Genomic DNA, 13,153 nt, shown 5'->3' with positions numbered 1-13,153 from the left:
ATGATCTTACACATCAAGCCAATTGGTTTTACGTTATGCATGAGTGTGTCATTCTTTATGCCTACGCAAGGGTATGCTGTGTCAAAGCTGCCTGTTCAGAGCGTACAGCAATCAGGAAGATGCACAGGTGTTATTCTTGATGAACAAGGCGAACCTATTGTTGGTGCCACTGTTCAAGTGAAAGGTACAAGTAATGGGGCCGCCACTGATTTAGACGGTCGTTTCACACTGTCGAATATCCCTCCTGGTAGTGTTCTTGTTATCAGTTACATTGGTATGGAAACAAAGGAGTTGAAATGGGATGGACAGGACATTAAAGTGAAGTTGAAGGAGGAGCAACATGCGCTAAACGAGCTGATTGTGACAGGTTATGGTGGTCAACAGAAGCGTGCTACGTTGACAACAGCTATCTCTAAGATGGATAATAAGGTGTTAGATGCGGCAGCTTTCTCCAATGTCGGTAGTGCATTGCAGGGTAGTGTGACTGGTCTTCAGGTTGTCAATAGCTCTGGTCAGCCGGGTACTGCGCCTTCTATTACCTTGCGTGGTGGTGCTTCTATCACAGGAAGTGCCCCTGCTTTGATTATTGTTGACGGAGTAGAACGCACGTTATCAGAGATTAACCCAGCTGATATCGAGTCTATCGAAGTTTTGAAAGATGCTGCTTCAACAGCAATTTATGGTGCGAGAGCAAACGGAGGTGTAATCCTTGTAACAACAAAACGTGCTCAAGCAGGAACTTCCAGCATCAACTATCGTTTGAAGGTCGGTGTAAATTTCAAACGTGATGACTATAAGTTCATGAATGCCCGTAACTATCTTTACTATAACCGAATGGGTTTCAAGCGTTATGCTGATGCTATGGAAGGTCATGGAAGGGCTGCTAATGTTGATGCACAGAATGGTTATTCTGGTCGTGGATATACTGATTACACTCCACGTACGGATGTCATGTATTACGATGCAACCAATCCTGAGCACCAGAGACTGCTTGCCGAGGAAGGATGGGAGGTTATGGACGACCCTTACTATGGTGCAACAAATGGTGCAAAGCTTATCTTTAAGGATTATGGAGGTCTTTTAGAAGATGCAATCTACCATAATCAAACCCTTACACAAGACCATTATCTGAGCTTCAGCGGTGGTAATAACATGGGATCTTTTGTAGCTTCCTTAGGTTACTATAATGAGAATGGTGTTGTACGCAATACTTCTTTCCGTCGTTTCACTGGTAGCGTGAAGGGTGATTATCAAATCAAGCCTTGGCTGAAGGTACGTGCTGGTGCGCAATACACTTGGTTTACGAAGCCAGATAGTTATTTTGGCTCATGGAGTTCTTTGTTCTATCGTACCCGTTCACAGCGTCCTACATGGAATCCTTACCTTGCTGATGGTTCTCCAGCACCAGGTTGGAGTAGCTCAGATGGTAACTATATGTATTGGAATGATAAACTCACGATGGAGAATGGTTCACGTTCAGAGACCTTCAATATAGGCTTTGACCTGACATTGATACCTAAGCATCTGAAGATGTCAGCCAATGGATCTATTTATCATGTGCTGAATCAGAATGAAAGTTTCAATAAAGCTTATTACACACAGAGCAATCCTAATAGCATCAATACGACACGTCGTGCATATGCTTATATGATGAAGGATACGCAGATACAGCTTAATACGATATTGAATTACTTCGATACGTTTGCTGAGCATCATAATGTCGACTTCATGTTGGGTGCGGAGTATTATGATTATAACTACTTCTGGATGAATGCTTCTACAAAGAATTCACCTACAGATGATATCCCTACACTCAATGCTGGTGCTGATAAGGATAGCAATCCAAAGTCTGAGAAGTCTGGTAATCGTATCGAGTCTCTCTTCGGACGCTTCAATTATGATTACAAACAGAAGTATTTGCTTAGCTTTACCTTCCGCTATGATGGTAACTCTAAGCTAAAAGATAATCGTTGGGGTTTCTTCCCTGGTATCTCTTTGGGCTGGAACATGATGGAAGAAGACTTCTGGAAGGAGTCTAAGTTGTCGAACTTTGTTAGCAATATCAAGCCTCGTATCAGTTATGGTAGCAATGGTAATGTGAGTGGTATTGGTGATTTCTATATCTATGGAATCTATGACCAACTTACAAACTATCATGGTAACACAGCTTTCTACGACCGTTCGCTTGTGAATACAGCCTTAAAGTGGGAGCAGAGTCACACGTTTGAGGCTGGTCTTGACCTCGGCTTCTTTAAGAATCGTTTGTCATTGATTCTCGATTACTATGTTCGTAATACGAGTAATCTGCTTCAGAGCGTGAGTCTTCCTTCCTACTTAGGTTTCTCTTCTATCCAAACAAACTTGGGTAAGTTGCGTAATCAAGGATTTGAAATGGAGGTGCGTGCTACTCCTATTCACCTGAAGAACAGTTTCCGTTGGGACCTCTCTTTTAATCTCTCAACCGTAAAGAACACGATTATTCAGCTTCCTAAGAGCGACCGTCCATTCAATCAACTTCAAGGAGTAGAGGTTGCTGCGGGCAAGGTTGGCGCTGATGGCAAGACTCCAACTAAGTGGATTGGTGGTTATCGTGAGGGTGGAACACTCGGAGAACTCTATGGTTACAGCCAAGATCACATCTTCAGAGACTGGGATGATGTAAAGGCAAATGCTAACAAACGTATTGATAACATTGCAAAGTTGTACGGTCCTGGTCTTGCTGATGAAGTAAACCCACAGACTGGAGTGCTTTATAAGAACTCAACAGGCTGGAAGGCTATTGAACCTGGTGATGTTTGCTGGGAGGATATCAATGAAGATGGTATCATCAACTCGCTCGATCGTAAGGTGTTGGGTAACTCAAGACCAACGGTAACAGGAGGTTGGACAAGTACGTTAAGCTATAAGAACCTCTCTTTATTTGCTCGTTTCGATTACGCTTTGGGTCATACAATCTACAATGACCTCAAGGCTCGTTCTATGGGACAGTATCAAGGACAGTTCAATCTTATAGAGAATGTAGAGGACATGTGGACTGAGACCAATCCAGGTGCCAGCTATCCAGCATTCAGTTATGCCGACCAGTTGAATAAACAGAACATCTGGCGTGAAGGCTCTAAGTTCTTTGAGAAGGCTGGTTACATGGCTTTGCGTGAGATAACATTGAGTTATACCTTACCAAGAACATGGATTAAGGCAATGAAGATGGCGAATGCCAATGTTTATGTGACAGGACAGAACCTCTTCTATCTTACTCCGTACGACGGTGCTTCGCCAGAGCCGGCAGGTGGATATGACTACGGTCGCTACCCAACTCCTCGCACACTTATCTTTGGATTAAACGTTACATTTTAATTAAGCAATGTTACTTACAATGAAAAAGTTACTATCCTATATAACAGCTGCAGCTCTCAGCCTTTCGCTGACAGGCTGTATGGACATTGAGCCAGTTAGTACTATTACCGACGCCAACTACTGGAAGAATCCTGATCAAGTACAAGCTTTCAATCAAGGACTGAGTTCTTGGATGCGAAGCTATGCTGATAAGTATATCGTCTGGGGTGAGATGCGAAGTAATATCTATAGTGGAACCGCTTTTAGTGGTGAGGCTCCACAGGGTTATGACCGTCTATGGAATAACACACTTGAGAAGAGTAGTGCGGTGGTAGGCAACTATGGAGGTCTTTACACTGGTATCAACCAAATCAATTTGATGATAGATAAGGTGAAGGAAGCCGACTATCTTACCGATGCGGAGAAGAATAGCTATCTTGGAGGGGCTCATGGTATGCGTGCCTTCTTGTATTTTCAGTTGCTCCGCACCTATGGTGATGTTATTGTCTATCTACAACATACGGAAGGAAAAACTATCGTCTTGAGTAAGGTTGCCCGTAAGCAGGATGCTGCTGCTGACGTAATGAAGCAGATTAAGGCAGATATTTTGGCTTCAGAGACGGCTTATAACAATAACTATAAGTTCACCAATGGTCGTACTTATTGGTCACTTGCTGCAACGAAGATGCTCAAGGGCGAGGTTTATCTGTGGAGTGGAAAGCAGATGGGTGGTGGTACAGCCGACTATCAGACTGCGCTTACAGCTTATCAAGATGTTCAGAATAATGCGGATGTGAGTCTGCTTGATAATTTTGAAGATGTCTTTGCTTATGATAACAAGGAGAACAAAGAGATTATCTATGCACTCCATAATCGTGAGAACGAAACTTCTTTATGGGGAGGTCTTTATACCTCACTCGTAATGAACAAGCAGAATGTAGGTGCTTATCGTCTGCATAACGATGCTGGTCAGGCAATTCAGTTTAGTGAGTCACATAATTTGAACTTGCGTTTAGGTAGTGGCGTAATGCGTTTCCCATTGGATAAACGTTTGTGGACTAAGCTCTATACAAATGATAATGACAAACGTAAGAAAGCTTCTCTGGCTGATGTTTATCAGGCTTCAGATGGTTCCTACGTGGGTAATATCTGTAATAAGTTCCACGGGACATTGCTTGCTGGTAGTTCTGCCACATCATGGTATGATGATCAACCTATCTATCGTTATGCAGAGTGTTTGCTTGGTATTGCTGAGGCTAAGGCTTTCTTAGGTCAGGACCCATCAACAGAAATCAATCAAGTTCGTCGTCGTGCATACGGTGCAACCTACTTCAATGCTCATACAGAGGTGCAATATCCAAATGATGTAAGTACTGGAGGAAGTACCGCACTGACCAACTTCTATACCGATAACCCATTTGTTGGTGGTGATGAGGACCCAATAGAAGCTATCCTTAAAGAGCGTATGCGTGAGTTCTTGTTTGAAGGGAAGCGTTGGCACGATATCCGTTTGGTTGATAAGGCTACTAAGTATTCAACGGCAAACGCAAGTCGTTTGTTGTGGCCTATTGATGAGACAACGAAGTCAACCAATGCTGAGTTGGTACAAACTCCGGGCTACGGAGATTAATCAAAAAGACCATTGAATTTTATTTCTATAGGGGAAGTGCGGGAAGGTGTTCTCGTCTTTCCCCTTTTTCTTTTGGGTCTTCCAAAATTTGGAATGATAAACTAAAACTCTCATATAATAAGGCACACAGAAGGACAGGAGGGACGGAAGTAAAGGCAAAGTCACGGAGGTGTAGCGTACAGATTCCTAATAACTTTTTAGTAGGCATGTGAGACGAAGCTGACTGTTATATCACTGACAAAGTTGGCTGAAGATAGATCTAACAGTTTTGTTGGTATCCTTCATAACATCCTTAGGGATAGAGAAACACTTTAGAAAGGGGACTTCGCCAGTAGAACGTTGCTACCACAAGCTTATGAAAATACCTTACATCCAATCGAGTCAGATAGCTTCAATGCAAGGGTATAATATCCTTATTCATAGGATTTATAATAAATTGTAAATCAACAAGTTGCATTCTATATTAAAGAAGACGCCCTTCTTGCATCAAGAAGGACGTCTTCAACACGCAAGAAAGGCATGTTCTCGAATACTGACGAGCCTCTTCTTCTTGCCTCTTCAGCCTTCTGTCGAATGGAGAAGAAAGTGGTTAGTAAAAAATCTCAACAATATCTGTCTACCGTTTAATGGTTTTTGGTTCTTGCGAAATATAGAGCGATAAACTAAAACTCATATATAATAAGGTACATAGAGTTACGGAGTGAACGGAGGTAAAGGCAATAGCACGGAGGAGCCGATGGCACAAAGATCAAAAGAGGTGTAGCGTACATATTCTTGATAAGTCTTGAGATAAATGCTTTGGGTATAAAGTCTCAAACGAAGCTGACAAACTATCTACGTCGCTCCCCGCACCGACGGTGCCTACGTGCGTGCCAGTGTTTTGTTTTGATAAACTCCGAACTCGCCTTTTCCCTGCGTGACATTTTGCCAGAGACCTAAGCTTAGGCAAATCATTATCACCCTAAAATGCTGAAGACCTTTTTTTTGCTTGTAATTAGCACGATGGTATATTTTCTATAAGTACTATCAGATAAGCATTTTATATCAATTATTTCGCTGTACCTTATTGTATGTTTATTATATATTATAAAGAGTTTTATGTTTTATCTTTTAATGGTGAACTGATATTTAGTACATGTAATATTTATAGCGAACACTGATGGTGATGGGTAACCAATAATCTATACATTTGACTATTTGTTCTAATAGTAGACTTGCTTATTGTCAGTTGGTTTACTAACTTTTAGGTATTGCACACTCTATAGAATATTAATACTTTTGCATCGATAGTTGAATACATATTTTTTACTTAAGACTCTATTCGTTGTAACATGGAGTCTTTAAACTACAAGTTAGATGAAGAATAACAGAAAAAGACTTATCTGTACAGGGGTGTATAATACTTATTCGTTATATAAAAAGGCGATTTGTCTAATACTTTTTTCATGTTTTTTCATGCTTAGTGGAAATGCACAAGAGGTGAATAAGCGTGATACAACTGTTGAAATGAAAGAAGTTATGGTGACAGCACGTAGCGAGATTAGGAAGCTGAAGGAGTCGGCTATGCCTATATCCGTTATAGGACAGCGTCAGTTACAAGGTACAGCGACAAATATTAATGACGTACTTGCGCGTACAGTTGGTGTCACAGTACGAAACACAGGAGGCTTAGGTAGTGCCTCTCGCATTTCACTTCGTGGCTTAGAAGGTAAACGTATGGGAATGTATGTGGATGAAATTCCGATGTCGCAGTTGAGTAACTTTGTTGCCTTAAACGATATTCCTACGAATATGATAGAGCGCATTGAGGTATATAAAGGTATTGTCCCTTATAAGTTTGGTGGCTCAGCCTTAGGCGGAGCAGTCAATGTAGTAACAAAGGAATATCCACCTGTTTATTTTGATTTCTCATACGAGTTAGGTTCATTTAACACACATCAAGTATCAACGGTGTTTAAACGTACCAATCATAAAACTGGTCTACAATTTGGTATTGGCGGAGCCTTCTCGTTCTCAAAGAACAATTATAAGATGACCTTGGCAAATCTTGATAATAGAATAGTAGAAAGAGATCATGATAAGTTCAGTAAAGTCATGGCTGGAATGTCAGTTAAGGCTACGAAATGGTGGTTTGATGAAGTGAAGTGGGAATTGATTTTCTTAAAGACACGTCAGGAGATACAAGGGATAGACCTTGATGTGCGTGAGGCTTATAACCATTCTGTTAGTGGATTGACGACATTGGCACTAAAACGTAAGAATTTCTTTTTAGATGGTCTTGATTTTGACTTTGATATAGGTTATTTCATAGGTAAGTATGGTTTGAATGATAAGGCTTCAAATCGTTATGATTGGGATGGAAACAAGTTGCCTGCAGTCTCTCCATACGGAGGAGAGCAGAATAACTTCCCTTCAGACGGAAGAAACCGGTCAAATGAGTTGACATCGAAGCTTAATTTGGGATATACCATAGATAAGCATCATGGCATCAATCTGAATGTTTACTTTGATAGGAATTCACTTCATCCGAATGACTCTTTAATGGATAAAGCCTTGGGATTTCAATCAAATTTCCCAAGTAAGATGAAAACCTTAACAACGGGTTTATCATACGATTTGACTCTCTTTGATGGTCGTTTCCAAAATGCTTTTACTTTAAAGAACTTTATTTTCTCATCTCATTCCCGCAGCATAGATGTTTATTCGGTACGTTCGCCAGAGCCTGTAAGGGTGTTTAAATCTTATTTCGGTTTTAGTGATGCCTTTCGTTATAAGTTTACAGACGACTTGATGCTAAAGGGCTCTTTTAATTCAGAGGTGCGAATACCTACAAGTGAGGAGTTGATAGGTAATGGATATTCTATCCTTGCATCCCCAGCTTTGAAGCCTGAACGTACATCTGGTGTCAATCTTGGTATGCTTTATCGTCACTTAAAACAAGATGGTGGACTTGTTGAGATAGAGTTGAATGGTTTTTATAATCAGTTGAAAGACATGATTAGGTTCACGCCTGATATGATTCCTACGATGGCTCGCTATCGTAACTTTGGTAGTGTACGTACGAGAGGTGTTGAACTTGATGTTAAGGGAGATGTCTGTCCAGTACTTTATCTTTATGCGAATGGTACTTATCAAGACCTTCGTGACGTGAGAAAGCTAACTCCCGGTACTACTGTCGAGAATCCCACCTATATGAAACGTATCCCAAACGTACCTTATCTATTAGCAAACTTTGGTGCAGAGTTCCATAAAGAAAACCTCTTTGGAGGAAAGGAACAGAACACACGTTTCCTCTTTGATGCATCATACGTTCATACATATTACTATGATTTTGAAGTAAGTCGGTATCAAGATAAGAAGATTCCTTCTGCTTTGACAATGGATGCAGCAATAGAACATAGTTTCAAGAATGACCAATGGGTTTTAACGTTTAAGGTAAAGAATCTTATGGATCGCCATGTTGTATCAGAGTTTAATCGTCCTCTGCCAGGAAGATATATAGGAGTAAAGGTTAGATACCTTCTGAAGTAAGAAGCAATAAGACTTTATTTTGGATTAAGTAATATGAAAGAATAAAGTATGATTCATAAAGAAAGGGCATCTTGTGTGTCTATAGAGATAATATTAATATTAAATAAAGAGAACAATGAAAAAGCTTAAATCAATTCTTTCAGCCATTGTTGTGATGGCTATGTTTACCGCTTGTGGAAATAATGGTGACGACCCAACACCGGGTCCTAAACCTAATCCTGGTAATAAGGACTTCCATGGAGTTGTCTTCGCAACGGGAATTACCAATCCAGAGGGTAGTAGTGGTAATGTATATTTACAAGCATTACCAAGTTTCTTGCCTGGTACTTATGATAATAGCAATAGTATTCCTTGCGGTTTTGGTGCTACGCCAATTGTAACAGAGTCGGGCAATGTCTACTCATTCCCTGATTATATGGGTAACACGAAGGCGGAGATAAATCGCTATAGAATTATGAACGATGGTACATGGAAGAAAGAAGGCGCCTTGTCTATTCCTGCTGGTGCTGCAGCATGTAACATCGTTGAGGCAAGTAGTGAGAAAGCATATCTAAGTTTACAAGGTATTGGTGTTGTGATGGTATTCAACCCAACAACTATGACAAAGATTGCTGATATTGACCTTAATAATCTGAAACAGTCAGATACGAGGGTTGCACCAGCAGCAATGATTATTCGTGATGGTAAACTCTTCGTTGGACTGAACCAAATGAATGCTCAGTATATGCCAACACGTAATAACATTGAACTGGCTATGATTGATGTGAAGACAAATAAGGTAGAGAAACACATTGTTAATGAGTCTTTGGGTATGTGCTTTGCTACTCGTCCTATTGATGCTGGTTCAATCTTTATGGATGAGAATAAGGATATTTACTTTAACTGTGTAGGTTCATTCGGTTTTGTTCCTGGACTGAATGGTGGTATCGCTCGTATAAAGAATGGTTCTACAGAGATTGACCCAGACTTCCTGATTCGTCTTGATAAGACAGAGGTTGCTGGTCTTTCAACCAAGCATATAGACTATATCGCAGCTATGTGTTATGCGGGTAAGGGTTTACTATATATTTATGGAAACTCCTTTGCACTTGCTCCTGATGGTCTGACAAATCCATACCTCAGCTTTACATGTGTTCCAATCGTTGTTGATTTGAAGCAAAAGACGATGACGCTTATCAACGGAATGGAGATTTCTAATCCTCAATGTAATGCAGTTGCTAAGCATAAGAATTTGATAGTCTTCGGTAGTGCTAATAAGAAGGCTACAGGCTTCTACACTTACAATCCAGATACGAAAGAAGTTGCAGGTCCTATCCTTCAAGTAAAGGGTAACCCTTGTTTCTTCCATAGCTTTGAGAAGTAATTTAGCTTTGTACAATAGAGAAGAGGGTGTGTCAAAATTGATACATCCTCTTTTTATTTTGCTTTGTAAACATATAACTTGTTAACTCGTCACCTTGTTAACCCGTCAACTAACTTAGCTTTGTACAATAAAAAAGGCAACCAACGAAAAGTTGATTGCCTTTTATGTTTTGCTTTGTAATCAGATAACTCGTCAACTTGTTAACTCGTTAACTCGTTAACTCGTCAACTTGTCAACTCGTCAACTTGCTTACAAATTCGCGTTGTCGTTCTTCCATTCAGCAACAGCTGGGATGATGTCGAGACCGATAATCTCATCACGCATCTTGCAGAGGTGCTCGTAAGAAGCCTGAAGAGAAGCCATCTCCTCTGGAGTACCTGTTGGCTCAGTGTAGTGAACACCAGTAGCATCGATAGTTGTAGGCATAGCCATCATAACGTTCTTGAAGCCGAGCTTCTCGTCGTTAACGTAGCAACCTGCTGGCAAGGTGAACTTCTCACCACCCATAGCAGCCTCAATCATCTTAACAGCATTGTAAGCTGGGCTCTGGAATGAGCTACGGCCACGAAGCTTGATGATGTTTGAACCACCCTGTACTGTATGATGCTTAATCTCTTCCCAACGCTCAGCTGAGAGACCCATCTCTGACAATGGCTTGCCATCAACCTTAACCTGAGAAGCAAATACAGCCATCTGCTCACCGTGACCACCGTAGGTGTGTGCACCAGTAACCTTATCCTGCTGTACACCGAACTCATGAGCCAAAGCCTGCTGTAGACGAGTAGAGTCGAGAGCAGCGAGTGATGTCAACTGATTTGGCTTCAAGCCAGAGTGGATAAGAGCTGTCAATGCTGTAACGTCAGCTGGGTTGAAGATAACAACAACGTGCTTTACATCTGGGCAATACTTCTTGATGTTCTCACCGAAATCAGCTGCAATCTTGCAGTTACCCTTCAACAAGTCCTCACGAGTCATACCCTCCTTACGAGGAGCACCACCAGAAGAGATGATGTACTTAGCACCAGTGAAAGCCTCTGCAGGGTCAACGGTGTAAGAAAGGTTAGCACCTGGGAAAGCGCACTGCTCCATCTCGTCGAATACACCATGAACGCCTGGCTCATAGATATCATATAGACAGATGTTAGGAGTAAGACCAAGTGTAAGAGCGGTCTGAACCATGTTTGAACCAATCATACCGCCTGCACCGACGATAACAAGTTTCTCGTTTGTTAAGTAATTCATAATAAATATTTTATTTTAAAAGTATATTTTCCCTTTTGTTCGATACCGCAAAGTTAATAAAAAAAGAGTATGTGAGAAGAAAAAGAATGAATTATTTGTGTTATTATTTATAAAAGGGTAAGCCTTTGCAAAGTCGGTTTTGCATTTATAGATATTTCTTGTTCTTCTTGATTTGGATGTTATGAAATTATTGATTAACTTAGCAGGCGGATAGGAGAGATTTCCTTTTCTTGTATTGTTTTATAACCTCTAACCCAATAAATATTATGCAAACAATCAATGAACGCCTTGTTGCTCTTCGCAGATGGATGAAGGAGAATGCGCTTACTGCTTTTATTTTCCCAAGTAGTGACCCCCATAATAGTGAATATGTGGCCGACCACTGGAAGACTCGTGAATGGATATCTGGTTTCACGGGCTCGGCTGGTACAGCCGTAGTAACGTTGCATCACGCCGCCTTATGGACGGATTCTCGTTACTTTATTGCAGCTGCAAAGGAGCTTGTGGGGAGTGAGTTCCTATTGATGAAAGAACATGTAGAAGGTACTCCTTCTATTAGTGAGTGGTTAGCAAGTGAGCTGGTAGAATACGATAGTCCTATTGTTGGAGTGGACGGAAGTGTCAATACTTTTGTTAGTGTTGCTGATTTGAAAGAGAGTTTGGCGACAAAAGGGAACATGCAGGTGCGTTGTGTTGATGATCCAATGGATGTGCTATGGCTTGACCGACCTGTCATTCCTAATAATAAGATCTGTCTTCATCCATTGAAGTATGCTGGTGAGACAACAGAAAGTAAACTGTCTCGAATACGTGAATGTTTAGTTAAACAAGGTGCGGACGGACTGTTAGTTACGGCTTTAGATGAGATTGCTTGGGTGCTGAATTTGCGTGGAAACGATGTTCATTGTAATCCGGTCTTTGTCTCTTATCTATTAATAGCTCCTGATAAAGTTACCTTATATATATATAAGGATAAATTATCAGAGGAAGTGCAGGCCTATCTTTCTACAGAGCATGTAGATGTAGAGGAGTATGATGCGGTAGTGGAGGACTTGAAGAGATATGCTGGGAAAGCACTTTTGATAGACGTTAGTTCTACTAACTACAACTTATCTACTGCGGTGGAGAGTGAGAAGTTACATGTAGGAACGTCTCCAATCCCGATGATGAAAGCTATAAAGAACAAGGTTGAACAGGACTGCTTCCGTGCTGCTATGTTGCGTGATGGAGTCGCAATGGTTAAGTTCTTAGCATGGATTAAGGCTGCTGTTGAGAAAGGTGAAGAGACAGAGATATCGCTTGACGAGCGTCTGACGGGTCTACGTGCAGAGCAACCTATGTTTCAGGGTATCTCCTTCGACACCATTGTGGGGTATGAAGAGCATGGAGCAATCGTACATTATGAGGCAACACCAGAGACGGATATCCCAGTAAAGCCACATGGATTGGTACTCATTGATAGTGGTGCACAATATTTAGATGGTACGACAGACATAACGAGAACCATTGCCTTGGGCGAACTAACGGAGGAACAACGACGAGTCTATACCTTAGTATTGAAAGGACATATCCAACTTGATAGGCTTCATTTCCCTGCAGGAGCCTGTGGTTCACAGTTGGATGCGATAGCTCGTGCACCGATGTGGCGTGAAGGTTATAATTATCTGCATGGTACAGGACATGGGGTAGGGAGTTACCTCAATGTACATGAAGGTCCTCATCAAATTCGTATGGAGTGGCGACCAGCACCTATGCAAGCTGGTATGACGGTAACGAACGAACCAGGACTCTATCTTGAAGGGAAATTCGGTGTGCGCATAGAGAATACTTTACTCATTGTTCCTGCGGAGACAACCGCTTTTGGTGAGTTCCTCAAGTTTGAGACCCTTACACTTGCACCGATTGATACAGCCCCGATAGTACTTGAGATGTTGAGTGTTGAGGAACGTGAATGGCTGAACAACTATCATCGTCGTGTCTACGAGAGTCTGTCGCCTTATCTTGATGAGGTTGAAAAAACATGGCTAAAGGAAGCTACTCAAGCTATTTAAGTA

At 41.3% G+C, this 13,153-nt stretch carries 6 protein-coding genes; 5 read left to right on the top strand and 1 reads right to left on the bottom strand.

What is annotated here, in order from left to right; genetic code table 11:
* From AXF23_RS08215 to AXF23_RS08200, 4 genes are all read left to right on the top strand, one after another.
* Positions 1-3,354 (top strand): SusC/RagA family TonB-linked outer membrane protein, encoded by a 3,354-nt coding sequence (locus AXF23_RS08215; RefSeq protein WP_107625837.1) that lies wholly within the window; start codon positions 1-3, stop codon positions 3,352-3,354.
* A gap of 19 nt (positions 3,355-3,373) precedes the next feature.
* On the top strand, positions 3,374-4,963 hold the full coding sequence (gene nanU / locus AXF23_RS08210; protein ID WP_107625836.1) for a SusD family outer membrane lipoprotein NanU: 1,590 nt from the start codon (positions 3,374-3,376) through the stop codon (positions 4,961-4,963).
* A gap of 1,356 nt (positions 4,964-6,319) precedes the next feature.
* Positions 6,320-8,494 (top strand): TonB-dependent receptor plug domain-containing protein, encoded by a 2,175-nt coding sequence (locus AXF23_RS08205; RefSeq protein WP_107624946.1) that lies wholly within the window; start codon positions 6,320-6,322, stop codon positions 8,492-8,494.
* Positions 8,495-8,609: 115 nt separating this feature from the next.
* Complete coding sequence (locus AXF23_RS08200; protein ID WP_107624945.1) at positions 8,610-9,857, top strand: hypothetical protein; 1,248 nt, start codon at positions 8,610-8,612, stop codon at positions 9,855-9,857.
* A 249-nt stretch (positions 9,858-10,106) separates the two neighbouring features.
* Here AXF23_RS08200 and AXF23_RS08195 read toward each other — a convergent pair whose 3' ends face one another.
* Entirely contained in the window at positions 10,107-11,099 is a 993-nt protein-coding gene (locus AXF23_RS08195; protein WP_107624944.1) for a malate dehydrogenase, read from the bottom strand.
* Positions 11,100-11,365: 266 nt separating this feature from the next.
* Between AXF23_RS08195 and AXF23_RS08190 the strand changes: the two genes are divergently transcribed.
* A complete protein-coding gene (locus AXF23_RS08190; protein WP_107624943.1) occupies positions 11,366-13,150 on the top strand; it encodes an aminopeptidase P family protein in 1,785 nt (594 codons plus the stop codon).
* Positions 13,151-13,153 lie beyond the last annotated feature (3 nt).

Source organism: Prevotella sp. oral taxon 313 (assembly GCF_003043935.1).
Lineage (GTDB): Bacteria > Bacteroidota > Bacteroidia > Bacteroidales > Bacteroidaceae > Prevotella > Prevotella jejuni.
Note: the sequence above shows the minus strand (reverse complement) of the source record. Positions and strands in the feature narration are given on the sequence as shown.